The 26762-nt window shown below is 65.6% G+C and carries 24 protein-coding genes; 14 read left to right on the top strand and 10 right to left on the bottom strand.

Annotated elements, in window-relative coordinates; all coding sequences use genetic code 11:
• Nucleotides 1-72: 72 nt before the first annotated feature.
• Nucleotides 73-1197, top strand: coding sequence for an FAD-dependent oxidoreductase (locus ACFC4D_RS18140; protein WP_376064714.1), 1125 nt, complete (start codon nt 73-75; stop codon nt 1195-1197).
• A gap of 5 nt (nt 1198-1202) precedes the next feature.
• Here the strand turns inward: ACFC4D_RS18140 and ACFC4D_RS18135 are convergent, their stop codons facing one another.
• Complete coding sequence (locus tag ACFC4D_RS18135; protein WP_364648951.1) at nt 1203-1697, bottom strand: hypothetical protein; 495 nt, start codon at nt 1695-1697, stop codon at nt 1203-1205.
• Nucleotides 1698-1914: 217 nt separating this feature from the next.
• On the opposite strand from ACFC4D_RS18135, the gene ACFC4D_RS18130 reads away from it, so the two are divergent.
• Complete coding sequence (locus tag ACFC4D_RS18130) at nt 1915-2646, top strand: alpha/beta hydrolase (RefSeq protein WP_376064711.1); 732 nt, start codon at nt 1915-1917, stop codon at nt 2644-2646.
• 3 nt (nt 2647-2649) lie between these two features.
• On the opposite strand, the gene ACFC4D_RS18125 is transcribed toward ACFC4D_RS18130, so the two are convergent.
• Complete coding sequence (locus tag ACFC4D_RS18125) at nt 2650-3288, bottom strand: TetR family transcriptional regulator (protein ID WP_364648945.1); 639 nt, start codon at nt 3286-3288, stop codon at nt 2650-2652.
• Nucleotides 3289-3498: 210 nt separating this feature from the next.
• Here ACFC4D_RS18125 and ACFC4D_RS18120 point away from each other — a divergent pair, with 210 nt between their 5' ends.
• The 3 genes from ACFC4D_RS18120 to ACFC4D_RS18110 all read left to right on the top strand — a co-directional run bounded on the left by ACFC4D_RS18120 (nt 3499) and on the right by ACFC4D_RS18110 (nt 7091).
• Entirely contained in the window at nt 3499-4302 is an 804-nt protein-coding gene (locus ACFC4D_RS18120) for an SDR family NAD(P)-dependent oxidoreductase (protein ID WP_376064709.1), read from the top strand.
• Between the two features lie 29 nt (nt 4303-4331).
• The gene (locus tag ACFC4D_RS18115; protein WP_376064707.1) at nt 4332-5456 is read left to right on the top strand and encodes a DUF5938 domain-containing protein; all 1125 of its coding nucleotides are present in this window, start codon (nt 4332-4334) and stop codon (nt 5454-5456) included.
• Between the two features lie 90 nt (nt 5457-5546).
• Nucleotides 5547-7091, top strand: a complete 1545-nt coding sequence (locus ACFC4D_RS18110) for a long-chain fatty acid--CoA ligase (RefSeq protein WP_376064704.1) — start codon at nt 5547-5549, stop codon at nt 7089-7091.
• Between the two features lie 2 nt (nt 7092-7093).
• Here ACFC4D_RS18110 and ACFC4D_RS18105 read toward each other — a convergent pair whose 3' ends face one another.
• Genes ACFC4D_RS18105 through ACFC4D_RS18075 form a run of 7 tightly spaced genes read right to left on the bottom strand, consistent with a single transcriptional unit; the run spans nt 7094 to nt 12789 of the window.
• Nucleotides 7094-7837, bottom strand: a complete 744-nt coding sequence (locus ACFC4D_RS18105) for an SDR family NAD(P)-dependent oxidoreductase (RefSeq protein ID WP_376064701.1) — start codon at nt 7835-7837, stop codon at nt 7094-7096.
• A gap of 5 nt (nt 7838-7842) precedes the next feature.
• Nucleotides 7843-9081: an amidohydrolase family protein gene (locus ACFC4D_RS18100; protein ID WP_376064698.1), complete on the bottom strand. Its 1239-nt coding sequence runs from the start codon at nt 9079-9081 to the stop codon at nt 7843-7845.
• A gap of 28 nt (nt 9082-9109) precedes the next feature.
• Complete coding sequence (gene fabG, locus ACFC4D_RS18095) at nt 9110-9877, bottom strand: 3-oxoacyl-ACP reductase FabG (RefSeq protein ID WP_375958594.1); 768 nt, start codon at nt 9875-9877, stop codon at nt 9110-9112.
• Entirely contained in the window at nt 9874-11103 is a 1230-nt protein-coding gene (locus tag ACFC4D_RS18090; protein WP_376064696.1) for an alpha/beta hydrolase, read from the bottom strand. Before ACFC4D_RS18090 ends, fabG begins: the two co-directional genes overlap by 4 nt.
• Nucleotides 11100-11345, bottom strand: a complete 246-nt coding sequence (locus ACFC4D_RS18085; RefSeq protein WP_375958598.1) for a hypothetical protein — start codon at nt 11343-11345, stop codon at nt 11100-11102. Before ACFC4D_RS18085 ends, ACFC4D_RS18090 begins: the two co-directional genes overlap by 4 nt.
• Nucleotides 11342-12007, bottom strand: coding sequence for a VOC family protein (locus tag ACFC4D_RS18080; RefSeq protein WP_376064693.1), 666 nt, complete (start codon nt 12005-12007; stop codon nt 11342-11344). Before ACFC4D_RS18080 ends, ACFC4D_RS18085 begins: the two co-directional genes overlap by 4 nt.
• 23 nt (nt 12008-12030) lie before the next feature.
• Nucleotides 12031-12789 carry a maleate cis-trans isomerase gene (locus tag ACFC4D_RS18075; protein ID WP_376064691.1) on the bottom strand — a complete coding sequence of 253 codons (759 nt, stop codon included), beginning with the start codon at nt 12787-12789 and terminating at the stop codon, nt 12031-12033.
• 279 nt (nt 12790-13068) lie between these two features.
• On the opposite strand from ACFC4D_RS18075, the gene ACFC4D_RS18070 reads away from it, so the two are divergent.
• The 6 genes from ACFC4D_RS18070 (at nt 13069) to ACFC4D_RS18045 (ending at nt 22544) form a co-directional block, all read left to right on the top strand.
• Entirely contained in the window at nt 13069-15174 is a 2106-nt protein-coding gene (locus tag ACFC4D_RS18070) for a hydantoinase/oxoprolinase family protein (protein WP_376064690.1), read from the top strand.
• A gap of 12 nt (nt 15175-15186) precedes the next feature.
• Nucleotides 15187-17508, top strand: coding sequence for a hydantoinase B/oxoprolinase family protein (locus ACFC4D_RS18065; protein WP_376064688.1), 2322 nt, complete (start codon nt 15187-15189; stop codon nt 17506-17508).
• Nucleotides 17509-17548: 40 nt separating this feature from the next.
• Nucleotides 17549-19225, top strand: coding sequence for a (2,3-dihydroxybenzoyl)adenylate synthase (locus ACFC4D_RS18060; RefSeq protein ID WP_376064685.1), 1677 nt, complete (start codon nt 17549-17551; stop codon nt 19223-19225).
• 16 nt (nt 19226-19241) lie between these two features.
• Nucleotides 19242-20807: an FAD-dependent monooxygenase gene (locus ACFC4D_RS18055; protein WP_375958610.1), complete on the top strand. Its 1566-nt coding sequence runs from the start codon at nt 19242-19244 to the stop codon at nt 20805-20807.
• Nucleotides 20808-20842: 35 nt separating this feature from the next.
• Nucleotides 20843-21586, top strand: a complete 744-nt coding sequence (locus ACFC4D_RS18050; RefSeq protein ID WP_376064683.1) for a TetR/AcrR family transcriptional regulator — start codon at nt 20843-20845, stop codon at nt 21584-21586.
• A gap of 67 nt (nt 21587-21653) precedes the next feature.
• Complete coding sequence (locus ACFC4D_RS18045; protein WP_376064681.1) at nt 21654-22544, top strand: alpha/beta fold hydrolase; 891 nt, start codon at nt 21654-21656, stop codon at nt 22542-22544.
• Here ACFC4D_RS18045 and ACFC4D_RS18040 read toward each other — a convergent pair.
• The gene (locus tag ACFC4D_RS18040) at nt 22541-23113 is read right to left on the bottom strand and encodes a TetR/AcrR family transcriptional regulator (RefSeq protein WP_376064863.1); all 573 of its coding nucleotides are present in this window, start codon (nt 23111-23113) and stop codon (nt 22541-22543) included. The genes ACFC4D_RS18045 and ACFC4D_RS18040 overlap by 4 nt on opposite strands.
• 268 nt (nt 23114-23381) lie before the next feature.
• Here ACFC4D_RS18040 and ACFC4D_RS18035 point away from each other — a divergent pair, with 268 nt between their 5' ends.
• The 3 genes from ACFC4D_RS18035 to ACFC4D_RS18025 all read left to right on the top strand — a co-directional run bounded on the left by ACFC4D_RS18035 (nt 23382) and on the right by ACFC4D_RS18025 (nt 26662).
• Nucleotides 23382-25424, top strand: a complete 2043-nt coding sequence (locus ACFC4D_RS18035) for a CocE/NonD family hydrolase (RefSeq protein ID WP_376064680.1) — start codon at nt 23382-23384, stop codon at nt 25422-25424.
• A 303-nt stretch (nt 25425-25727) separates the two neighbouring features.
• Complete coding sequence (locus ACFC4D_RS18030; protein ID WP_376064677.1) at nt 25728-26189, top strand: hypothetical protein; 462 nt, start codon at nt 25728-25730, stop codon at nt 26187-26189.
• A gap of 65 nt (nt 26190-26254) precedes the next feature.
• Nucleotides 26255-26662 (top strand): hypothetical protein, encoded by a 408-nt coding sequence (locus ACFC4D_RS18025; RefSeq protein ID WP_376064675.1) that lies wholly within the window; start codon nt 26255-26257, stop codon nt 26660-26662.
• The last annotated feature ends 100 nt before the right edge of the window (nt 26663-26762 follow it).

Here is a 26762-nt window from a genome sequence, read left to right as displayed (position 1 = left end):
ACTTAGTTCGTCCATTAGAACTTAGATCGTCAGAACGAACTTAGTTCGTGTCGGTGTTTCCGGAGGTGTGTGATGCGAGTTTCCGTTATCGGTGCAGGTCTGGGCGGTCTAGCTCTCGCGCAGGGTCTGCGCGGCGCCGGAATCGAGGCCGAGGTGTTCGAGCGCGATCCGGGCATCGTCGCCCGCTTCCAGGGCTACCGCCTCGTGCTGAACCCGATCGGTTTCCAGGCCGTCCGCGACTGCCTGCCCACCCGCTGGCATCCATTGCTCGACGAGATCGTCATGGAAGCCTCCGCCGAACAGCTCATCCTGGACCCGCACCTCAATGAGATCGGCAAACTCGGCGCGGGCCGCACCGGCATCGTGGTCGATCGCCAGGTGCTGCGGCACCTGCTGCTGACCGGCCTCACCGTGCACACCGACGCCGCGCTGACCGGCTACGACGTACTGCCCGACGGTCAGGTCCAAGCCAACTTCGCCCACCGCGACCCGGCCACCGCCGACCTGCTTGTCGGCGCGGATGGCGTCACCTCCGCGGTCCGCGGTGTCCTGTCACCCGACACCACCCCGACCGACACCGGCGTCCGGTTCGTCATCGGCCGCACCCCGCTCACCGACGAATTCGCCGACATCTCAAAGGCTTTCGGCTCGAAGATCGCCGGAGACGGCGTCAGCCTGCTGCTCGGCGCGATGCAGTTCCGCACCCCGCCCAAGCAGGCCGCCGAACAACTCGCCCCCGAAGTCACCCTCCCCGATATCGGCGACTACGTGCGCTGGGCCATGATCCTGCCCCCGAACGGCTCACTCGACAACGCCACCGCCCAGGACGCCGTCCTTTCCCACATGCACGGCTGGCACCCGCAACTGCGTGCCCTCATCGAACAGGCCGACCCCGACAACAGCGCCCTGCTGTCCATCCGAGTCGTCCACCCCGGCCAGCGCTGGACTCCCGGCCCGGTCACCCTCCTCGGTGACGCCATCCACGCCACCTCCCCCACCGGCGGCAACGGCGCGAACACCGCTCTGCGCGACGCAGACGTGCTGCGCCGCAGCCTGATCGAGGCCATCGAAGGCCGTCAAGACCTGATCAGCGCTGTCGACGACTACGAACGCCAGATGTTCGAGTACGGCGCCGAAGCCGTCCGCACCAGCCTCGAACGCCTCCCCGCCTTCGCCCCCGAAGCGAAACTGTCCTGAGCGCGTCAGGCCGATTCGTTCAGCAGGTGAGCGTTCCATACCGCCGCCGCCTTCTCGTGGGAGTCGACGCCCGCGTAGAACGCGGCTCCCAAGGTGTCGAAGTCGGAATCGCCGAAACCGTGTGCCTCCATGAATTTCGGCCGGTACACCGCGAAACCCTCCGCCGTCGAATGGTGCCGGTAGGGAACGGCGATCCGCATCGACCGGGGATTCAGGGAGAATTCGACCGCCTTGATCATCAACGCATCGGTCCGCCCCCTGTCCAGGTGCAGGTAGGCATCGACGACGAGCACGGCGCGTAGCCAACCCACTGGGCTATCAGCCAGCCTCTCCTCGGCTGCCACTGCCGAGTCACCGACATCGTCGTCGAGGAAACGCTCCATACCTTTGGTCCCGTCGGCATGGACGTACCCGATCAACGGGATCAACACATCGGAATCGGACACACTCCAGATCCCGTGTGCCGCACAAAAACCCGCAAGCTCGGCAATCTCGTACACGGCCACCCACGATATCGGTGCGCACTGACATTCGACACGAGGTTAAAACCTTTTGCCCGGCGGCGGGGACCGCTGATACAGTCCGGGGGCCGTGTGAGCGAATGAGGAGGTGGTACCCGTGAACGTTGTATCGATATGGGTGCTCCCCTCTGGGGTCACGGTCGGGCGATAGGTCGTCCGGGAGCGCCATTCCTGAGCACTCCCGAAAGGCATGACCATGCAATTCACTTCTGAGAAGCTGCTCGATGACGGTGTTATCGAGCGCGAATTCACCCTCGGCGAGGTCCCCGGCATCCTGTGGACCGCCGAATCATCTTCTACGCCAGCACCTTTGATGCTCGTCGGTCACCCCGGTGGACTACCACGGATGTACCCGCGAGTGGCGGCGCGGGCGCGGAGCGCGGTGGCCGAAGGGTACGCCGCTGTCACCATCGAACTCCCCGGCAGCGGGGATCGGCCGAGTTCCGCGGTTGCCGATCAGGCCAGGGCCGATCTGCGACAGGCTATTCAGGCCGGTCAGCCGGTCAGCGATGACATCGTGGACCGACTCATCCTCCCGCTCGTCGATCAGTCGGTTCCCGAATGGCAGGCCACCATCGACGCCGTGCAGGAACTGCCCGAGATCGGCGATTCTGTCGGATACTCGGGCGGGGTCATCTCCGTCGGCGTCCGGCTGGCGATCGTCGAGCCGCGTGTTTCGGCCGCGGTGCTGTTCGCGGGAAGCTATGTGCCGCGCAGCATTATCGAACAAGCCCGGCAGGTCACCATTCCGCTGCATGTGCTGTTGCAGTGGGACGATGAGGGCAACGATCGGCAGATGGCGCTTGATCTGTTCGATGCCTTCGGCTCGAAAGAGAAGGCGCTCAACGCCAATATGGGCGGGCACACCGGCGTTCCGCAGCACGCGGGCGAGGAAGCGAATCGGTTCTTCGCCCGCCACCTGAAGTAACGATCAGCTCCGGTGTCGTCCGATGGTCAGGTCGAGCAGGGCCGCCGCATCGCGGCGCAGTCCCTCGACCGCATCGGCGGCACCGGCGTTGTGCAGTAGCAGCGCTCGCTGGAACAGTCCGTCGAAGGTCGCGTAGGCCATGGATTCGCTGATGAGCAAAGGACTTTCGGCCAGTTCGGCATAGCGCACCACGACATTGGCGATCATGCGTTCGCGACGGGCGTCGATATCGATGACGTCCTCACGGAACGATTCCTCGAACAGTCCCTGATTGCGCAGGTCGTACCAGAGACGGTGCAGGGCGGCATCGGTTGCCAGGGTGCCCGCCATCGCATCACTGAAGTCGGTGCGTAGTCCATCGGCGGTGGTCGCCGCGGCGACGATGTCGTCGTATCGGGTCACGCAGACCGCCTCGTACTGCTGCACCGCGTGGGTGAGCAGTTCGACCTTGTCGCTGAAGTAGTAGTGCAGCAGCCCGTGCGTGAACTCCGATTTCTGGGCGATCTCGCGCAGGCTGGTGCGGGCGTAGCCGAGTTCGGCCAGCGCATCCAGTGCCGCGGTTGCCAATTGGGCTCGACGTTCAGCGAACTTGTCAACCTGGCGGCGGGCGATACGAGCCCGCTTCTCGACGATTTCGGTCACCGCGCCTCCTCTCATCTGCCCTGTCACGTGGGTGGGACCCCGCTCAGTGTATCGCGGGTCACAACGGATCCGCCGCTTGACTTTGGACAGTCGTCAAGAAAAGTCTTGACGACTGTCCAAAGTTTTGCGTACTGTGACTCACATCTCATTCCCCGCCGGCGCGTAATGAGTGGTCGAGCAACACAAGCCATCTCGAAGAGGAGATCCCTGATGAGTGGGTATGACCTGGCCGGGCGCCATGCGCTGGTCACCGGAGCGGCGCGCGGACTGGGCGCGGGAATGGCCGAGGCGCTGGCTCGCGCGGGCGCCGCCGTCGCCATCGCCGATGTCAACGAGGATCTTGGCAAACAGACCGCCGAGGCACTGCGCGCGACCGGAGCCACCGCGGAATTCGTCCCACTCGACGTCTCCGATGACGACCGCTGGGAACACGCCATCACCGATACGGTCGCCGCGCTCGGCGGTCTCGACATCGTGGTCAACAATGCCGGTGTCGAAATCACAAGTCTCGTAGTGGATCTCGATCCGGCGCAGGTGCGTCGCATGCTCGAGGTGAATGTGCTCGGCACCGCGCTGGGCATCAAGCACGCGTTCCGGGCAATGCGGCCCGGCGGCGCGGCAGGCCGGGGCGGTGCGATCGTGAACATCGCCTCGGTCGCCGCGACAATCGCATTCCCGGGAATTTCGGTGTACTCGGCGACCAAATCCGCCGTCGACCGGCTCACCAGGGTCGCGGCCATGGAATCGGGCAAGCTCGGCTACGGCGTCCGCGTCAATTGCGTGTACCCGGGCCTGGTGCCCACCGAGATGGGTGCGCAGCTGGCGAGCGATGTCGCCGAGATCGGGCTGTTCGGCAGTGCGGACGAGGCCGTTGCCGCAGTCATCGCCCAAACCCCGCAGGGCCGCCTCGGCGAAGTCGCCGATATGGCCGACGCCGTCGTCTTCCTCGCCTCCGACGCCGCCCGCTTCATCACCGGGGCCGGTCTTCCGGTCGACGGCGGCATGGGCATGTGAGCACCGGAACCACGAAAGGTCCGAAAGATATGAGCACCAAACCCGTTGTCGTCTATGGCGCTTCCGGCTACACCGGCCGTCTGATCTGTGAATACCTGCGCGAGTACGGGATTCCGTTCATCGCGGCCGGGCGGGACAAGACCCGCCTGCAGGAGGCGATCGACCACATCCCCGGAATCGACACCGTCGAATACGAGACGGTCGAGGTCGCGCATTCGGTGGAATCGCTCACCGAACTGTTCCGCGGCGCATCGGTGGTCTGCAATACCGTCGGCCCCTTCGCGCAGTACGGCCACGAGGTCGTCAAGGCGTGCATCGCCGCGGGCACGCATTATCTGGACACCACCGGCGAACAGGATTGGCTCATCGACTGCGATGAGCAGTACGGCGCGGATATGGCGGCGCAAGGTCTGCTGCTGTCCCCCGGCATCGCGCAGATGTACACCACCGGTGAGATCGCCGCCCAAATCTGCTTGGAGACACCGGGTTTGGACACCCTCGATATCCAGGTGATCTGGAAGGGCTTCCCGACCGTCGCGTCGACCAAGACCATTCTGGTCAATGCCGCGCTGGCCAAGGCGTACTACTTGGAGCAGAACCGGTACGTGGAATGGCCGGCCGATGCCGGTCTGTACAACGTGGTGGTGCCCGGCCAGCATGAGATCGGCCTCGCGCTGCCGTGGGGCGGGACCTCACATCCGGTGTGGTTCAAGCACGATCCGCGCGTGGCGAACGTCAAGGTGTTGGGCGGAGTCGCGGACCGCGCGCTCATGCAGGGCGTGCCGTTAATCGTGACCGCGGTCCTGGAACAGGTGAAGGATCTGCCGCCCGAGGAGAAGCTCCGGGTGCTGACCGAGCAGGCGGCGGCCGTGCGCGATGAGATGCCGCCGCGCGAGAACCCGCGCATCAACACCTCGCTGGATTCGGTCCACGCGTCGGGGCCGTTGGGGCGCGCGCACTGTGTGATCTACGGGAATTGCAACTACAAGCAGACCGGACTGCTGCAGGCGTACGCCGCCAACGCCCTGTTGCAGACGCGGCCGAAACAGGTCGGATTCGCCTCCGCCTGTCAGGCTTTCGGGCACCGGGAACTGCTCGGGGTGCTGCGCGCGTTCGGATTGGTTTCGGAGCCGATTCTGACCGTGCACCGCTGATCACGCATCGGGCCGCCGGCGCAACCCCTGCAATCGGCGTCGGCGGCCCGAATTCTTCTATCCCCCAGTAGGTTTCACGGAGGTTATGCAATGCGTCTGACCGACTACCTGGACAAGGGTGCGTCCCTCGGTCCCGCAGCGCCCTGCCTCACCGCTGGCGGGCAGAGCCGTACCTATCAAGAGGTGCAACAGCTTTCGTGGCAGGTCGCCCGCGCGCTGCACCTGTCCGGTGTTCGCCCCGGCGATAAGGTCGCGATCCTGTCCGCCAACGACATCACGGCGTTCACCTGCGTTTTCGGCATCGCACGCGCGGGAGCGGTGTGGTGCCCGATCAATCCACGCAACGACGCCGCCGAAAACCGGGATCTGCTGGAGCTTTTCGACTGCACCTATCTGATTTTCCAGGAGTCCTTCGCACCGCTGGTGAAGGAAATCCTGCCGCAGTTGCCCGGCGTGACCACCGCGATCTGCCTGGACGGCGCGGTCGAGGGTGCGATCGGGTTCGCCGAGTGGATCGGGAGAATACCGCCGACACCGTGGCAGGCCGACCCGATCGACGATCTCGTCATGCTGGTCGGCACCGGCGGAACCACCGGGCGTCCCAAGGGAGTTCGGCTCACCGGCCACAGCATCGAGACCATGACCGCGCTCACTCTGATGAGCTACCCGTTCGATGAGCGGCCGCGCTATCTGGCGCTGGCCCCGCTCACGCACGCCGCGGGTGTGCTGTGCTTTCCGATCCTGGCTCTAGGCGGGGAGATCGTGATCCTGCCCGCACCCGACCTCGGCGACTATCTGCACCGGATCGAGCAGCATCGCATCACGCACTCGTTCCTGCCGCCCACCCTCATCTACATGCTGCTCGACCACCCCGCGCTCTCGAGCACCGATCTTTCCTCCCTGCAATGCCTTTGGTACGGCGCGGCCCCCATGTCGACCACCCGCCTCACCGAAGCCCTCGACCGAATCGGCCCCGTCATGGGCCAGCTCTTCGGCCAATCCGAAGCCCCCATGATGGTCTCCACCCTGTCCCCCGCCGACCACTTCCACCGCGACGGCACCATCGCCACCGAACGCCTCGCCTCGGCGGGCCGCCCCACACCCCTGACCCAGGTCGCCATCATGGACGACGCCGGAAACCTGCTCCCCACCGGCGAACGCGGCGAAATAGTCGTCAAAGGCCCCCTGGTCATGGCCGGCTACCACAACAACCCCGAAGCCACCGCCGACGTCTCCCGCTACGGCTGGCACCACACCGGCGACATCGGCTACCTCGACGCCGACAACTACCTCTTCGTCGTCGACCGCGCCAAAGACATGATCATCACGGGCGGCTTCAACGTCTACTCCGCCGAAGTAGAACAGGCCCTGCTCAGCCACCCCGCCGTCCAGGACTGCGCGGTTATCGGCCTCCCCGACGACAAATGGGGCGAGCGTGTCACCGCGGTCGTCCAACTGCACGCCGGTCACACGGCAACCGCCGACGAGCTACGCGCGCACGCCCGGAGCCTGCTCAGTGGAGTGAAATCGCCTAAGCAGGTGGAGATTTGGTCCGACCTACCCCGCTCCAAAATCGGCAAGGTCCTCAAACCCGATATCCGGACTCGGCTACGCGCGCCTCATTCCAGTCTGTGAGGTCAGTCGGACGCCTCCCAGTCAACGGGTGAGTGCAGGATTCCCGGGCCCGCTGTGGTCAGCATGAGTTCGGGCACGAAGCAGCGGGGAGAGGTCCGCAAGAGGAAGCGGGCCGCTTCGGCTACGTCCTCGGGGGTCATCATCGGTTCGGTTGCCGAGGGCTGTGCCCGGGTGGTGCCCGGGGTTTCGACGAAACCTGGTAAGAGGGCGGTTACTTGGATGCCGTCGCGGCTCAGTTCGGCGTGAGCGGAGTGGCTCAGGGCTACCAGGGCGGCCTTGGTGGCGGCGTAGACCGAGACATTGGGTGGGGATTGGCGGGCTACCAGGGAGCTGACGTTGATGACCGTGCTCTTGCCGTGGGTTGCCGCTGAGGCGCGCAGGCTCGGGATGCAGGAGCGGAGGAGTCGGAAGGCGGAGCGGAAGTTCAGGGCTATTTCCAGGTCCAGGTCCTTATCGGATTTGGATTCGATCGGGCTGAGTTTGCCGATGCCCACGTTGTTCACCAGGAGGTCGAGGGTGCCGTGGTGTTCGAGGTGGCGGGTGAGCAGGAGGTCGGGGGCGGTGGGGTCGGCCAGGTTGGCTGCTACTCCGGTTACGTTGTCGCCCAGTTCTTTTGCGGTCGCGTCCAGTTTGGCTTGGTCGCGGCCGCAGATGGTTACGGCCCAGCCTTCGGTGATCAACATGGTGGTGATGGCTTTACCGATTCCGGCCGAGCCGCCGGTGATCAGTGCAGTTCGTCGGTGCATCGGGCTCATTCCTTGGCCGCCGAGGTGGCGAGCTGGGCGCGGTAGTGCTCGCGGTCGAGGCGGGAGCCGCGTCGCCAGACGGTGTCGATCGATAGTGAGGTGCTGATATCGGTGGTGGGGTCGCCGTCGATGAGAACCAGGTCGGCTTGCAGGCCGGGGGCGATGGCTCCGCGGTCGGTGAGGCCGAAATGCTTGGCGGGCAGGGAGGTTGCCGCGCGCAGGGCTTCGACGGGGGTGAGACCGGCGCGCACCAGCAGGGCGAGTTCGCCGTGGGCACTCACGCCGTGTGCGGTGCCGAAGACGCCGAGGCTGGCGGCGTCGGTGCCCATGAGCACCGGAACTCCCGCCTCATGCAGCATGCGTGCGGCCGCGAGGGAGTATTCGAGTTTGGACTCGCCGCCCAATTTCCAGCAGGCACAGAGGTTTTCGTGCCATGCATCGGGAACGAGACTGTTGACTCGGGGGTCATGGGCGAGGGCTTCGCCGGTGGTTTCCCCCGCCAGTGAGCCCAGCGTGCTCAGCGTGGGGATGACGAAGATCCCGGCCTGGCGGATGTGCTCGATGATCTCGGCGGTGGGTTCGGTGTCCATGAACAGGTGCACGAGGCCGTCGACACCCGCATCCACGGCCTGACGCGCGCCTTCGAGGGTGGTCACGTGCGCGAGCGCCATTTTGCCGTGCCGGTGCGCCTCACCGACGATGGCGGCGACCATTGCCGGGTTCAGGGTCGGCGAGGCATGACCCATGGCGGAACCGTCGTCGATCAGCAGTTTGATGTAGTCGGCACCTTCGGCGAGGCGATCGGTGACGAACCCGGGGATATCGTCGATCGTGCTGACGGTCGGAAACTGTTCCTCGAAGAAGGATCCGATCAGCATGGACGGGTGCCCGCCCGGCACGGTCGTACCGAACGAGGACGAGCGCACGTCGGCGACATCGTCACGCGCGGCGGCTTTTTCGCGCTCGCCGAGCATCCACTTCGGGTCCGAACCCATATCGAGTTCGGTGGTGACACCGAAGACGATCGCCTGCGCCAATGCGGGCGGTTTCGCGTGCGCGTGCGCGTCGATCAGCCCGGGAATCAGGGTTCTTCCGGTGCCGTCCACGACCTCGGCTCCCACCGGCGCAGCCACCGTGCCGACGGCGACGATGCGCCCGTCCTCGACCAATACATCGGCGCGATCGAGTACCTCGCGGCCATCGAAGACACGTGCCCCACGGATTACGAAGTGTGCGGAACCCATTGTGTGCTCTCCATTTTCACTATTCATCTCAGTTGACCGGTCCACCGGCGACATAGAGCGTCTGACCCGAGACGAAACCCGAGTCCGCACGCACGAAGAAGGCGACCGCCGCGGCGATATCGTCGGGCTGTCCGATCCTCCCGATCGGAACATGCTGTGCCAGTTCGGCTTCCAGCTCTTGAAAGGTGATGCCCAGCCGGTCCGCCATGGCCGCGGTCATCGGCGTCTCGACATAGCCGGGCGCGACGGTATTGACGGTGACGCCGAAGCGCCCCAGTTCGATCGCCAGGGTTTTGGTGAATCCCTGCAGACCCGCCTTGGCCGCGGCGTAATTGGCCTGCCCGCGATTACCCAGTGCCGAGATGCTCGACAGATTCACGATCCGGCCCCAGCGTGCGTCGACCATGTGGGATTGCACCGCGCGACTGAGCAGGAACGCGCCGCGCAGATGCACACCGATCACCGCGTCCCAGTCCTGCACGGTCATCTTGAAAAGCAGGTGGTCGCGTGTGATTCCGGCATTGTTGACCAGCACGGTGGGCGGGCCGAGCCGATCGGCGATACGCGCGATCGAGGTGTCGACGGCGCATTCGTCTGCGACATCGGCGACCACCGCCAGTGCGGTGCCGCCCGCGCGCTCGATGGCCGCCGCGGTTGCCCCGGCGGCGTTTTCATCGCGATCGAGGATCGCGACGGCGATGCCGTCGCGGGCCAGCCGGGTCGAGATCGCGGCCCCGATACCGCTGCCGCCACCGGTCACCACCGCAACGCGCGAGTCCTGCGTCGGATCGCTCATCGGGCCAATCCGCCTATCCATTCGGCGATCTCGGCCGCGGCCAGTTGCGCGCCCGTGGACTGTCCTTCGGCGATGGCACCGCCGAAGTGCGTGCCGGGCACCCGCAGATGTGTCTTGTCGCGAGCCCCGAGCGCGTCCACCATGGCCTTCGCATCCTCGGGGAAGCAGGCTTGATCACCGGTGAGCTCGATGAACAGCGTCGGCGTCGTCACACCCGGTGCGCAGCGCAGGAATTCGGCATTGCTGCTCAACCCGGACCAGGTCGACAACCAGGCGTCGGGGGTGCTGATGCGCCCGAAGCCGACCAGACCGTAATCGGTCAGATCAGGTCGACGCCCGAACAGTGATCCGTAGGGCCGGTCGTTCGGATCCAGCGCGAGATCGGTGAATCGCAGGTCCGCGTCGGTGCGATACACGGTGAGCAGTCGCGGCGCGAGCACCGCCCGGCGATACACGGGATCTTTGGTCTCGGCGAAACGTGCACGGGCCCTGTCGGTCTCGGCGATATGTGCCCGGGCGATGCCATCCAGGCGCGCCACCCGATCGCGTTGCGCCCGGCGATACCGCTCGACGAATTCGGGACTGTAGTGCGAGGCGTGCGGGGGTTCGGCAAAACCATTGCCCGGATCGAACGGATTGAGACTCGCGTCCACCGAGAGCGGATCGGCCTCATCGGAAACCGACGGATCGATCAACCGCAGCAGCAACGCTCCCTGACCGGGGTGCGGCGCAAGGAAAATGGCCGCATCCGGCAGCGCCATCTCCGCGCCCGCGAGATCGATCGGCCGCCCAGCGGGGGTATGAGTGAGCCGCGATTCCGGAGCGAGCGCGGCCTGTTGCTGATAGAAGGCATACAGGGTGCCGCCCCCGGAGTGCCCGAGGGTGATGACGGTGTTGAACAGGTTGCGCAGCAACAGCATTCCCGCCGCGACATCCAGTAGCGCCTGCTCATGCACCAGGTTGATGTCATTGTTCGGAGAGCGCGTGCCCTGCGTCCACACCGCGAACCCGCTAGCGAGCAGTTCCGGAACCAGCACGTGATGCGTGAGGTCCTGGCGCGGATGCATCAGGCAGACAACGACTTTCGCCCCCGGAACGGTGCGCAGCACCCCGGACACCTTCGCCCCGTCGGCGGTGACCAGCTCGTGGACGGTGGTCACCGTCCGGTCGGGGGCGACGCGCGCCTCGATATAGCGCCCCGCACCCAGGTGTGTGGTCTCGGTCATCGCGGCTCGATTCGCATGGCGTCTTTGTCCCACTGGGTGATTCGAGAGTCTGCGAGCCCCGCCACGCTGGAATACCAGACGGCGTGCCGAGCCCCGGTCGCCCGCCGATCGATGACGATCGGCCCGTCGGCGCTGATCCGCAGATACGGCCCGACCCGGTCCACGGTGACCGCGGCATCGGCGTCGGCGACCGCCGCGATCGGAGTGTTCTCGGGCACCTCGAGCATGTACAGGGTGGTCATCGCGCACTCACCACCGCGTCGACATCGCCAGCGCGGGAAGCGGATTGGCCGTCCTGCCAGGCCTGTGCGCGCTCGGTGATCAGATCGGCCTTGCGGCACAGCAGCTTATCCATGGTGGGATCGCCCGCCCGCACGATGTCGACCAGGGCGTCGATGGTGATATTGGCGTCCAGATCCTCCTGCGGCGTGACCGGCCGCATGGCCCTGGTGAATTCGATCATGTACCCGTTGGGGTCGTGGGTGTAGATCGATTCGATGGTCTCGTGCTGGATCTGCATCTCCACCGGCCAGGAGCTGGCATCGAGCCGCCGCCGATATTCGAGCAGCTCGTCTTGGCTGTCCACGTGAATGGCCAGGTGCCGCGAGCGAATGAACCAAATCGGCACGTCAGCGGCAAAACTCGAATAGGCGTCGCCCTGCGGCCCGTCGGTGAAGGGTGTGGTTCCGAAGTAGTAGAAGAACGCCAGCCGATCATCGTTGCCGATGTCGAAGAAGAAGTGGATGAAGTCCGGATGCTTGTCCGGACCCCATCCCGCCGCGCAAATCGAGTGCACGACAGGGAATCCGAGTACATCGCGGTAGAACTCGACGGTGCCAGCCGGATCGAAGGTCGGATAGGCGACGTGGTCGACGCCGCGGACGGTATGGGCTAGTGGGGACATGATTCCTCCGGTCGATACTCGAATCAGGCGAGGGCGGTGAGGTTCGCGTCCGCGCGCAACAGCCGCCCGGCATCGGGCAGGTCGACGGGCAGCGAGAGTGCACGCAGCAGGCTGTATGCCCCGGCGGTGGCCGCAGAGAGCACCGGCAGCCCGAATTCGTCTTCGGCGGCCTGCACCAGATCCAGCGACGGCATCTGCACGCACGCCGAGATCACCAGCGCGTCCGCGCCCGAGCGGTCCAGCGAACGCGCGGCGTCGAGCACGCGCTCGCCCGGGATGCAGCCGACCTCGGCATTGTCGGCGACTTCCAGTGCGCGCCAATCCAATACCTCGATGCCCTCGGCTTCGAGGTAGTCCACGACCTGCTGCGCAAGCGGCCGCATATACGGGGTGACCAGCACGATGCTGCGGGCATCGAGCGCTTTGATGCCCTCGACCAGCGCACCGGCGCTCGATCGCACCTTCGCCGCACTGTCACCGGTGGCCAGTTGCTCGGCCACCAGTCCTTCGACGCGCTGGTGTTCGCCGGGTCCGACCGACATCAGCGCGACCAGGCACGCGTAGAGCACCGCGTCGACCCCGGCATCGCCGAGTTCGAGGATGCAGCGTTCGCGCTGGGCGTTCATCGCGGCCAATTGCTCGGGTGAGACCGCCTGCATCCGCATCCGGCTCGAGTGGAACGAGAATCGCGCCTCGCGGTGCCGCCCGAGCAGCCGTGGCAGCTCGGTTTCCACGGTGACGTTCGAGCTGGGCACCACGAGTCCGATTCGGTGCGTGTCCATCCGGGTGTACCTCCACACTCCCTGATCACCGGTTGGTGATTGACGTATGCGTTGAGTATTCGACTCGATCGGCGATCCGTCAACCACTATTTTGACGCCCATGTCGAGTATTTGACGTGTTAGAAGAACGGGAATCTGCTGGTAGAGCTGGTAATTTGAGGTCTTGGATGTGACCCCGTTCACGAATCACTCTTGACATTCTGTCGTCTGCGTCAAATACTCGACGTTAACGTAAGTCAACGCAGACGTACGCTTCGGCATAGATAGAAAGCAGTGGTCATGAGCTATGTGATCGGCGTGGACGTCGGCGGCACGTTCACCGATGCCGTCCTCGACGACGGCGCTGGAACCGTGGTGGCGGCGAAGGCGCCCTCGACCCCGCCGGACTACTCCGAGGGCGTGCTCGATGTACTCGAGGTGCTGGCCCAGCAGCTCGGGCGGCCCATCGAGGAGATGCTCGCCGATACCCACCACATCGCGCACGGGACGACGTCCTCGCTCAACGCGCTGGTGATGGGCAATGTGCCCCCGGTCGGATTCCTGACCACCAAGGGTCACCGCGACTCGATCTACATCATGAATGTGGAGGGCCGCTACCTCGGCGGAGCGCCCGAACAACTACAGAATGTGATGGGGCAGAGCAAGTCTCACGGTTTGATCCCCAAGCGGCACGCGCTCGAGGTGATCGAGCGGGTGGATCGGGACGGCAATATCATCGTCCCGCTCGACGAGGAGGCCGCGCGGCATTCCATTCGCGCGCTGCTGGACGACGGACTGAAGGCGATCGCGGTATCGCTGCTGTGGTCCTTCCGCAATCCCCGGCACGAACAGCGCATCCGGGATCTGGTGCATGAGATCGACCCGAGCATCTACGTCGCGCTGTCGAGCGAGATCAGCCCGCGCATCCGTGAATTCGCGCGCAACGCGACCACCATCATGAGCACCCAGATCGGCCCGGGCCTGCGCGACTACCTCGGTGCCCTGGAAACCCGGCTGCGCGAACGCAAACTTTCCGGCCCGCTGCTGGTGATGCAGAGCAACGGTGGCGCGGTGACCGCGGCCGAGGCTCCCAATAACGCGATCAGCACCGTCGGCTCGGTGTTGACCGGTGGCGTGGTCGGTGCGGTCTCGCTGGGACGGCAGCTCGGACATCGCAATGTCATCGCCACCGACGTCGGCGGCACCACATTCCTGGTCGGCCTCGTCGTGGATGGCGAACCGGTGCGCACCAGCACCACCATCATCAATCGCCATCCGATCAATGTCCCCACCCTCCAGGTGCACGCCATCGGCTCCGGTGGTGGCGCGATCGCCTGGCTCGACGCCGGCGGGAACCTGCAGATCGGGCCGCACAGTGCGCAGGCCGTGCCCGGCCCGGCCTGTTACGGACAGGGTGGCACCGAGCCCACCAATGCCGATGCCAACCTTGTGCTGGGCATCCTGCCCGAGCGCGGTCTACTCGGCGGACGCAAGCCGCTCGACAAATCCCTTGCCCGCGAAGCGATTCGGACCCGAATCGCCGAACCGCTCGGCTTGAGCGTCGAAGACGCCGCTGCCGCGATCTACGCGGTGCAGAACGCCCAGACCGGTGACCTGTTGCGCAAGACCGTCGTCGAAGCCGGACACGATCCGCGCGACTTCGTACTCTACGCCTTCGGCGGCTCGGGTCCCGCGCACTGCGCCGCCTACGCCGCCGAGATCGGGGTGCGCGAGGTGATCGTGCCGCTCGGCCAGGTGGCCTCGGCATTCTCCGCGTACGGCCTGGCCGCCTCCAATGTCGTTCTGGCGGCGGAACTCTCGGATCCGACCACCATGCCGATGGATCCCGCGCGCGCCGAGGCGAACTTCCACAAGCTCGAGCGCCGTGTGCGTGCGGCCCTGCGCCGCCAGGGTTTGACCTTCAGCCGTGTCGAGGTCGAACGCGAGATCGATATGCGCTACGGCGCACAGCTCGCCGAGGTCGCCACGCTGGTACCCGAGGGTGAGCTCGACGCGACCACAATGTCCACTGCCACAGCGAATTTCGAACAGCGCTATGCCGAACTCTACGGTGAGGGCGCGGGCTTCCGCGATGCCGGAATCCAGGCCATCACCTTCCGGGTCCGCGCGACCGGCGTGCTGCCATTCTCCTCCGAGCTCCCCGAACTCGAGGGTGCGGGTTCCACCGACGCCTCGGTCGCCCAAATCGGCACCCGACCAGTCTGCCTGGACGGCCAGCTCGGCTACGTCGACACCGATGTCTACGACTACAGCAAATTGCGTGCGGGCCATGTGCTTCCCGGTCCGGCGATCCTCGAGGTGCCGACCACGACCGTCGTCATTCCGCACCGGACCGTCGGCGTCGTCGACCGCCTCGGCAACCTCACCATCACCCCGGTCAACTAGGAGATCGCCGTCATGACCATGCCCATTCCCGGTTCGGAAGTGTTCTCCAGTCGCCCGGTCGACCCCGTCGAACTGCTGCGCTCGCTCCCGCCCTCGCTGCCGGTGCACACCGTCACCCAGGAGCAGATCGACGCCCTCGACCCGCTCACCTATGAGGTTGTGCGGCACCGCCTCTGGTCGGTCACCGATGAGATGGGCGAGGCGCTCAAGCGCATGTCCGGCTCGCCGATCGTGACCGATGCCAATGACTTCGATTTCGCCATCGGTGACGAGCTCGGCCAGGAGGTCCAGGTCGGCCTCTACAACACCATGCTCGTCGGTGCGGTCGATCTCGCGATCTACTGGACGCTGCAACACCGCGCGCTCAATCCGGGTATCGCCGAGGGCGATATGTTCCTGTGCAATGACCCCTGGGTCGGTGGCGGACTGCATCAGAACGATGTCATCGTCTATCAGCCGGTCTTCCACGAGGGCAAGCTGTTCGCCTGGACCAGCGCCATCTGTCACGAACCCGACCTGGGTGGTTTCGGACTCGGCTCCTTCTCCCCCGCCGCACAGGATGTCTTCGCCGAGGCGCTGCCCACGCCGCCGATCAAGGTGGTGCGCGGGGGCGTGCTGCAGGCCGATGTCGCCGACGCCTGGGTGCGCCGCTCGCGGGTGCCGATGTTGGTAGGGCTGGACCTGCGCGCCAAGGTCGGTTCCAATACCGTCGGGCGCAATCGCCTGCTCGCGGTGATCGAGCAGTACGGCGCGGACACCGTCAAAGCGGTGATGAAGCGCATGATGGCCGATGCCGAGACGCGTTTGCGCACAAAGCTTTCCGGTTTGCCGGACGGCACCTGGAAGGCCACTGGATATCAGGACCAGTCCCATAGTGGGGACCGCGATCTGCACAAGATCACCCTCGCCATGACCAAGGCCGGAGACCATCTCAGCTTCGACTTCACCGGCACCGACCGCCAAGCCGGAGTCATCAACTGCACCTACGCCGGGATGCGTGGCGGTGTCATGCTCGCGCTGCTGCCCGTGCTTGCCGGTGACATCCCGTGGTCCGCAGGCGGTTTGATGCGCTGCTTCGATCTGATCTCCGAACCGGGAACCATCAACAATGCCACTTTCCCGGCGGCGGTCAGTCGCGGGCCGATCGGTCCCGCCTGGCTGACGGGCACCCTGGTCGCCGAATGCCTGTCCCAAATGCTTGACCGCTCAGTCGATTTGGGCTCGAGCGTGCAGGCCGCCTGCTGCGGTACCTGGGATACGGCGGTGCTGGCGGGCCTCGACGAGCGCCCGGCCCAGCCGCAGCCGTTCCTCAACGTGATGATGGAGCCCATGGCGGGCGGTTACGGTGGCCGCCCCACCGCGGACGGCATCGATACCGGGGGCCTGTTCTGCATCCCGATGGGCCGCGTCCCCGATACCGAGATGACCGAATTCCTGTACCCGCTGCTGATGCTGTGGCGGCGGGAGGAGCCCGACTCCGGTGGTCCGGGACGCCATCGCGGCGGTGTGAGTGCCTCGGTCGCCATCACCCCGTACGGCACCAGCCTGCCGATGGGTCTGGTGCTGGCCTCCGCGGGCAAGGCCGTGGCGCAGAATCAGGGCCTGGCGGGCGGCTACCCCGGCAACACCGGCGTCGAAGTCCTCGCGCGCGGTGCCGATATCGCCGCGGAGTTCGCGGCCGGTCGAATTCCGGCCAGCCTCACCGAGTTGGGCGAAGGCCGCGAATTCGGGCAGTGCTACGACGAGAGTTTCCTGGCTCCGGGGCAGGTGCTCTACATGCACTGGCAAGGTGGCGGCGGTTACGGTGATCCGCTGCTGCGCGATCCGGACGCGGTGGCCGTGGACCTGCGCGAAGGCAAGGTGACCATCGACGCGGTGGAGGATCTCTACGGCGTCATCATCACCAACGGCGAGATCGATATCGACGGCACGGCCGCGCGCCGGGACCAGCTGCGGGATCTGCGGCGCGAACGTTCCACCGCGGTCGATACCGACGCCCCGCGTCTGGATCTGACCCACGCTCGGCGGCTCGATGACAACCTCGCCGAGGTCACCGTCGGCGACGCGCACATTGTGGCGTGCGCGCAGTGCGGATATGCGCTCGGGGACAATCGCACCGACTCCGAACTGCGTCTGGCGCGCTACGAGGGTCCCTCGCGTGACGCGGGCCCGCAGGTCACCTCCGATCCCGGTGTCTATGTCGACGCCCAGGTGGTGTTCCGTCAGCTGTGCTGCCCGGGCTGCTGGACCGCGATCTACAGCGGCATCGTGCCCGCCGATCATCCCGACCACGCCCTGGAACTGGCGCGACTGCTTCCCGCCGCCGCCCAGTAACCCCCATCTTTCGAGAATCGGATAAGCAAGGATTCCGCCCGTGACCCATTTCGATTGGAACGGCCGTTTGGTCGGCTACCCCGCCGACCGAGCAGCTCACTACCGCGCCAGCGGCGCGTGGTCCGACGCACCCACCGGTCGTCGACTGCGCGAGGCCGCCGAACGTCATCCCGATCGGCCCGCGGTGATCTCGGCCGACGGGCGGCTCTCCTATGCCGAACTGGACCGGCGCACAGACCAACTCGCCGCCGGTCTGGTCCGGTTGGGGCTGCGGCAGCATGACCCCGTGCTGCTGCAGCTCACCAACCGGCTCGACACCGTGGTGGCCTGGTACGGCGTGATCAAGGCCGGGTTGGTGCCCGTCGCTACGCTGGCGGCGCATCGCATGCACGAAATCTCCTACATCAGTGCCAAAGTCGGGGCGACGGTTCATATCGTCGAGGCGGGCACACCGAAATTCGATCTGGTCGAGTTCGCGCTCGAACATGCTCGCGGGCAATCGCAGATCCGGCAGATCATCACCGTCGGCGCGGATTCGCCTGCGGCAGAGACTGTTCGGCTCGAGGATATCGGCGTCGATATCGATGCGGCGACCGCTCGCCAGGTGGTGCTGGACCTCGAGGATCTGATCGATCCGCAGGACGTGGTCGCGTTTCAGCTGTCCGGCGGCACCACCGGCGTGCCGAAGGTGATTCCGCGGATCCACGCCGAGTATTGGAACAACGGTCTGCTCTACGCTCAGCGACTGGGCTGGGACGAGGACACGCGTGTCGCGCATCTGATTCCGTTGGTGCACAACGCCGGTATCTCCTGCGCGGTGCACGCCGCGCACGCGGTGGGCGGCTGTTTGGTCGTGGCGACTCCCGATCCGGAGACGGCGTTCGAGTTGATGGCGCGGACCGAGACAACCGATGTACTGCTGGGTCATGGCCTGTATCGCGCGGTCTTCGACGAGCGGTTCGTGCCCGCCCGCAAACACCTGCGGCGAGTGATCCTCTCCGGAGCCAAAGTGCCTCCGTCGCTGTTCGATCACGTGCAAGCCGACGGCGCGCTCGCCGGACAACTGTTCGGCATGTCCGAGGGGCTGTTCACCGTAACGCCCTGGGACGCACCGGAATCCGCGCGGCTGGCCACAGTGGGAACGGTGATCTCGCCCGAGGACGAAATCCGGCTGCTCGACCCCGGCACCGAAACGCCGGTGCCGCACGGCGAAGTCGGCGAGCTATGCTGCCGCGGTCCATACACCATCCCCGGCTATTTCGATGCGGCCGAACACAATGCGGGCGCTTTCACCTCCGACGGTTTCTACCGCTCGGGTGACCTGGCCATGATGGTGCGCTTGCACGGCGAGGACTACCTCTCGATCGAGGGACGCATCAAGGATGTGATCAATCGCGGCGGCGAGAAGATCAACGCCGAAGAGGTCGAGACGCTGCTGCTGCGCCATCCCGGTATCACCGAAGCAGCCGTGGTGGCGATGCCTGATCCACGCCTGGGCGAACGCGGATGCGCCTATCTGGTGTCCGCCACCGGAATCCCGTTGAGTATGAGCGAGATTCAGCGCCACCTCGGCGATCTCGGCGTCGCCAAATACAAATGGCCCGAACATCTGGAGTGGGTCGAGGCCCTGCCACGCAGCAATGTCGGCAAGGTCGACAAGAAGTGGCTGCGCAATAGTGTCGCGGCCCTGGTCGCAGAGTCCGAATCCACCGCATAACCCAGGAAGGTTGCGAATGAAACTGCACACGGTAGCCGTCCTCGGCGGCGGGCCCGGCGGGCTGTACACCGCCCGGCTGATCAAGAAGAGTCATCCCGACGCGCAGGTCGACGTCTACGAACAGGGCACTCCCGATACGACTTTCGGCTTCGGGGTCGGGCTCGCGGCCCGCACGCAGGACAATCTGCGCCAGGCGGACAGCGCCTCGTTCGATGCCATCGAGGCCGCATGCCATCCGCACGAGATGTCGATGTCGGTCGGTGATCGGACCGTCGTGTACCCGCATGGGAATCTGGTCGCCATCGCGCGCACCCGGCTGTTGCAGGTGTTGCAGGATGCGGCGAGCGCGGCTGGGGTCGGACTGCATTTCGGAACTCGGCGCACCGCAGCGGAATTCGATGTCGATCTGGTGATCGCCGCCGATGGTGTCAATAGCGCGACACGGCAGTCCCAGGCCGCGGTGGTGCAGCCGCACATCTCGGTGGGCAAGGGGCTATACCTGTGGTGCGGAACGGAATTCGCGTTGCCGCGTGCGGTGTTCGTGCCCGTCACCACCGAACACGGGACCTTCGTCGCGCATGCCTACCCCTATGCGCCCGATCGCAGCACGTTCCTGATCGAGACCGACGAACAGACGTGGCGCAACGCCGGTTTCGACCGCACCACCATGAAAACCGAAGCGGGCGAATCCGATGAGGAATCGCTGCGCTATCTGGAGAAGGTATTCGCCGACTCGCTCGACGGTCATCAACTCATCGGCAATCGCACGCGCTGGACACATTTTCACACCGTGTCCTGCGAGCGCTGGCACACCGGGAATACGGTACTGCTCGGCGATGCGGCGCATACCGCGCACTACTCCATCGGGTCGGGGACCAAACTCGCCATGGAGGACGCGATCGCGCTGGATAACGCGCTGCGCGAATCCGATGATCTCGCTTCGGCTCTGGAGCGCTATGAGCTCGAGCGCCGACCTGCGGTCGAGCATTTGCAGAGTGTGGCCCGGCGCAGCGAGCTGTGGTGGGAATCGTTCCCCGGCCGCACCGATTTGCCGCTCGAGCAGTTGACGCTGGCGTATATGACCCGCGCGGGCAAGGTCGGCATCGATCGCTTCGCGCATTCGGCGCCCGCGCTGGCTCGGGCGGGGCTGGCCGCCTATGCGGGGACCGAGATCGGCGAGGTGCCCGCGGACGGTCTCGACGACTGGATCCTGGCCCGGCCGCTCACCCGTGGCGGCCGCACCTTCGGCGACCGCATCGCACCGCCTGAGCTGCGCCACGCCGCGGGCACCCATACCGCCTCGATCGACTTTCCCGATGCCTGGGGCGCGGCCGCCGACGCGTTTCTCGACGAACTGCCCGTCGCACAGACGATATGGCTCACCGGTCCGGCGGACCGCTCGGCGGTCCTGACCAGACTCGATCTGGCCGAACGCTGTTCGCGCCGGACCACCGCGCTGATCGTGGTGGAAGCCACCCGCGCACAGCTGTCCGATCTCGCCGCCGGATTGGCCAGCGCCCGAACGCACCTGGTCGCGATCACCGACGAGCCGAACGCGGTACGCCGGGACGCGGTCGCATGACCAGCACTCCGGCCGCGGCAGACTATTCTGCGCCTATGCCCGCAACTCGCGCCTCGAAATCCAGTGCGGCCGCCACCGACACCCCGGCGGCCAAACCGAGCACCGCCCGGCGCGAACTCGTCGAACAGAACATCATGCAGCATGCGACCGCGCTCTTCGCCGAGCGCGGCTTCGCCGCGACCTCGCTGCAGGACATCGCCGAGGCCGCAGGGCTGACCCGCCCCGCGCTCTACCACTACGTCGCGAACAAGGATGAGCTGCTGGCGCGGCTGGTCCGCGAGATCACCGAACAGCCCGCCATCGCACTGCGCGGCATCAACGACCGCACCGATCTGGACAGCGTCGAGAAACTGCGCACCATGGCGAGTGAGATCGCACGCAGCCACACCGAATCACCGGATCGCTTCCGGTTGCTCGTCCGCTCGGAAGCCGAACTCCCCGAACAGCTTTCGCAGATCTATCAGAAGAGCAAGCGGAACGTCCTCAAGGAGTTCATCCGGGTCATCGACACCGGCATCGCCGCCGGGGTCTTCCGCCCGGTCGACCCGCGCGTGGCCGCCCTCGGCATCATCGGCATGCTCAACTGGATCGCCTGGTGGCATCACCAGGACTCCCCCGACACCGAACGCGCGATCGTCGATCAGCTCTCCGAAATGGCGGTCCGCACGGTTCTGCACGAAGAGGCATCCACCCAATACGACGGCGGCCCCGCCCGCGCGATCGCGGCCCTGCGCCAGAACCTGGACTACCTCGAGCGCCAGTTCGGCGGCAAGAAGTAGCTCGCATCGATGAATTTCGACTGACTCCGTCGTCGTATCTCCGGATACCGACAGACAGGAGTGCGGCATGGCGAGCCCGTTTCAATCCGGTGCGACCTCGATACGAGCCAACGGCGTCGATCTAGGCATCGAGAGCTTCGGCCGTGAAGCCGATCCACTCGTACTGCTCATCGGCGGCACCACAATGCTGTCCTGGCCCGACGCACTCTGCGAGCGACTCGCGTCCGGTGGGCGGCGCGTAGTCCGCTACGACCTGCGAGACTCCGGCACATCAACAACCCTCGACCCGGAGAACCCGGCGTACGACCTGCGGGATTTGGCTGCCGACGCAGCCGCGCTCGTCGGAACGCTCGGAGCCTCGACCGCACATCTCGGTGGGGTCGGTGTCGGCGGAATGGTCGCTCAGATTGCCGCACTGGACTACCCGGACGCGTTCTCCGCCCTGACCCTTGTCGGCACGCGGCCGGTCGCACCGGGTCCGGTCGATGACGACCTGCCGGACCACGATCACACGATCCTGAGCACGGTGTTCTCCCGGGCCTTCCCGGACTGGACCGACCGCGATGCCGTCGCCGCTTTCGCCGAGGCCGGTGCCGCACCGATGGCCAACGACCCGGAGCAGGCGCGCACGACAGCGGCCCGAATCTGGGACCGCACCCCATCGGCCGATCCCTCAGTGCACCAGGCGAACCAACTCGGCATGGTCTTCTCCCGAATCAACTGCACCCCACGCTGGCGCGAACGCCTCGGCGACCTCACCATCCCCACCCTCGTGGTCCACGGCCGTGCCGACCCGTTCTTCCCTGTCGGCAACGGACAGGCCCTGGCAGCCGAAATCCCTGCGGCACAACTGCTTATCCTCGACAACATGGGAACCGCGCTGCCGCACACTGCGGCTGACGAGGTCGCTATTGCCATGCTCGGAATCGAATCCGCTCCGACGGTGCAGCGGACCTAGTTCGGTTTCCGCTCGACCGAGAACGCGAGCACGACCTGCTGGAACAGGTTGGCGCGGCGTTCGAGGTTGAGCGGGTTGGCCGGTTCCATCAGGCATTGGGTCATGGTGCCGTCCTGGACCGCGATCAGGGCTTGGCCGAGGGCTTCGCGGTCGGTGATGGTGCGGCCGATTCGACTCAGCAGGGTTTCGATCACGGGTAGCAGGGCAGCACTGATCGCGGCTTCGCGCGCGACCATGATCTCGCGCAGGTCCGGGTTACGCAGGGCGTGTGCGGTGAATTCGAGGCTGATACGGAACCAGTTGTCGTCCACGGGGATTGCGGCCAGCACGTGGTCGACCACCTGTCGGACGTCGCGCAGGTCGGTAATGGGTTCGCGATCGAGCACCGCGGTGACATCGGTGATCATCCGGGTGGAGCGTTCGGCCCACATGGTGAGGAACACTTCGTCCATCGAGGTGAACTGCGAGTAGAACGCGCCCCTGGTGTATCCGGCGCGCTCGCAGATCTGCTCGAGTCTGGTGCGGCCGAAGCCCTGTTCGGCGAAGACCTCGTAGGCCGCCTGGAGCATGCGCTGCCGAGTTTCGGCGCGGCGCTTGGTGACTCGCTTCGCGGCGGGTGCGGCGGACGTCTCGATGGTGCGCGGCCCTGCCACTCGAACAACCCCTTACTTCGATGGATCTCCCATCACGTTACCGGGTTGGCGGCTTCGGACAATGTCCAGCGCCCGCAGTGCCGATATATTTCCCCATCGGATACAGAAATAAATCAGATGACACGCGGGGGTCGTCGCGAGCCCGCATGGCCCGGCAACGACACATCGAAACAATGGGGTGCATATGTTGAGCAAGCGTCGGCGGCGACTACGAGGACTGGCCGTTCTGCTGCCCGCGGTGGTGACCGCCGCACTGTTGACGGTCGCCCCTGCACCGGCCCAGCCGGATGGCGGCGCTGCCGGTGCACAATGGCTCGCCGATTACGAGTCCGCTCCGAAATATCCTGCCGTGCATATCGATTGGGATGTTCCGATCACGATGAGCGATGGCACCGTGCTGAAGGGGAACATCTACCGGCCCGCGGACGCCAACGGCCCTATCGCCGAGCCGCTGCCGACCATTGTCAACATCACGCCCTACACCAAACTCATGCAGAACCTGGTCGATTCGGCGATCGCCATGCCGGTCCTCTATGACGCGCTGTCCCGGCTGGCCACCATGATCGACCTGTCCGCCTTCGGTTTCGGCGGACTGTCCGATCTGCTGCAGACCGTTCCGGCGGGAACCGGGCGCATTTTCGCGGGCGTGGATCGCAAGCTCATTCAAAGCGGATACACCATGGTCGTGGTCGACGCGCGCGGCACCGGGTTCTCGCAGGGTACGTGGGATGTGTTCGGGACCAGGGAACAACAGGACGCCGCCGAGATAGCGGACTGGGCTGGGGCGCAGCCATTTTCGACCGGCAAGGTCGGCATGACCGGGGTCTCGTACTGCGCGATCAATCAACTGCATGCCGCCCAACAGGGCGCCAAATCGCTCGCCGCGATTTTCCCGGTCGACCCGGGCAACGACATCCTGCACGATATCGCCGACACCGGAGGCGCTTTCGGCGTCGCGTTCCTGGCTCCGTGGCTGCTGGCCGTCAACGCCGCGAAGTTCGTCCCAGACCTGCAATCGATCTTCGCCGGTCGGTTCGACTGGCAGTGGTTCACCGATCGCGTGGACAGTCCGCTGGTCATGGCCGATGTGCTGGCAGGCTATGTATTCAGCCTGACTCGCGACCAGGTGCCGCAGTCGACGCAGGAACTGCTCGACGCTTCCAGCGCGCGGCATCAAGCCTGGCAGGGCGGCGTCGACAACATCAAGGTCCCGACCTTCCTGGTCGGCAGCTGGTACGACCTGTTCTCGTACTCGGAAGTCAAGGCGTTCAACAGCATTCCGCTGCCGTCGAGTCAGAAGAAGCTGCTGATGGGCAACGGATATCACGGCTCCCCGATCAGTCGCAATGGTGTACCGGGGACCCCGCCGCGCCTGGATGTGCTGCAACGCGCCTGGTTCGACAAGTGGCTCAAGGGAATCGACAACGGTATCGACGATTACGACCCGTATACGCTGTTCCAACAAGGTGGCGGTTGGACGGCGACCGACCAATTCCCACGCCCGGAGGCGGACTACCGGCGGATGTACCTGTCGGCCAATCCCAGTGGCACCACCGCATTCCCGGTCGCGCACGACGGCAGCATCACCTCCGAAGTCCCCGGGGCCATCCAAACACTTACCGTCGCACCGGGTTTGGCTACTCTATGCTCGCGTGACTCCGCGCAGATCACCGCTGGCATAACCTCGGTGCTCGACCTGTGCGGCAAGGACAGCCGCGTCGCCGAAACCAGTGCCCTTACCTTCACCACCCCGCCGGTGACCGAGCCCACCGAGATCTCCGGACCTATTGCCGCACACCTGAATACGGTGCACGACACCCAAGACGGATTCTGGGTCATCAGCATCAACGACGTCGCCCCCGACGGCCGCTCCACCGCCATCTCCTCCGGCCAACTCGTCTCCTCCTTCCGCGCCATCGACGATTCCCGCTCCACCCGTTCATCCAACGGCGACTACACCGACCCCTACCCCCTCATCTCCCTGTCCGACCGCCTCCCCACGGTCCCCGGACAACCCACCACCCTCGACATCAGCATCCGCTCCACAGACGCCGTTCTCCAGCCCGGCCACCGCCTCCGCGTAGACATCTACGCCGCCAACTTCCCCCGCTCCCTCCCCATGGGCCTAACCTTCGCCGACAGCCAACTGGCCCCGCAGCACCTCCAACTCGACCCCGCCAACCCCAGCTGGATCAACCTCCCCCTGGCGGGCAACCCCGCCTGGTGATCGCCGAAGCGATACTGGTGCTGCTCGACAAAACTCATCACCGTCCTGCAGACCGGATTCGCTCGCCGATCGTGGCGGTGTGACCACTGGCGGCCAACAGGTCGCCGGTGGTGACGTACAGTGCAGTGGCGAGGTGCCTTCGGCATGCTCGCCCACTCACGCCAGAGCGCACGCAATACCCCTGCCCGGCAGCAACTTCGGTGATCATCCTGACTTTGCACGCCGACTTGGCAACAACCATCGCAGTTCGAGGCAATGACTATGCGTCCTACCCTTAACACCGTCGACCATCGAGGTCCCGGAGTGCTGAGCATCATGGCCAAACCGCGTGGCGGCGAATGGCTCGAAGACGAGATGGCTGCGCTGAAAGCCAGTGGCGTCGACTTTCTCGTCTGCGCGCTCACCGCCCCAGAACTCTACGAATGCGAGCTCGAAGCCGAACCACGCACCGCCCGCGACGCGGGCTTGCAATTCGTGCCCATCCCGATCATCGACCGCGGCATACCCGAGCAGGCGAGCGTGCTGCCGACCCTCCAACGTCTCGCCGCGGAACTCGACGACGGAGCACACGTCCTCACCCACTGCCGCTTCGGCATCGGCAGGGCATCTCTGCTGGCCGCCGCGCTCCTGATCCTGAACGGCACCGACCCCGACACGGCATGGAACCAACTGGAACAAGCCCGCGGGCTCACCGTCCCCGACACCCCCGAGCAACGCCAATGGACCAACACACTGCCCCGACGGCACTTGCCCGGACCGTCCTGAACCCTATGGAGTCGCTAGAGATTCGTTCCGGCTCGAGTAGCATCCTCGGCGATGACGGGAGTGGGATGCCGGAGATTGTGAACTTGACGGCGGTTGATTCCGCGGGCGTGCTCTCACCGATTGTGCTGCGACTGGGAGAGCCGCCGCTCGCGCGAGTGGAGTTGGTCGGGCACGGCCGGTTCGGTGCGGAAGACGACGACTATCTCGGCTGCCTGCTCGCGCTCCGCGAGTACCTGGAGCGACAAGGCCAACTGCTGTGTTGCCAGGGAGCACGCCCCGACGTCTGGCCGTCGGGCATGTTGCGACAGTTCGAAAATGGCCGCCGCGCATATGTTCACGACCCCGAGCGACGTGGCGAAGAGCTTGAGATGGTTGATATCTTTGCTCCCGCGCCACCCGAGACGGTGGTGAGCATGTTGGACCAGCGCAAGGCCGTCTACGCGTTCAACGGCCTACCTTGGCCCGGCGAATAATCAGCCCTTCCAGTCCGACCGTTCGGATCGTGTCAGGAAACGATGCGGCGGTGTCAAGGGTGTGTCAACGCAACCGCCCTACCTGCACAAACGGCCTATC

Origin of the sequence: Nocardia sp. NPDC056000, from assembly GCF_042269265.1 — a bacterium.
Classification (GTDB): Bacteria; Actinomycetota; Actinomycetes; order Mycobacteriales; family Mycobacteriaceae; genus Nocardia.
This window is presented reverse-complemented; position numbering and strand designations above follow the sequence as displayed.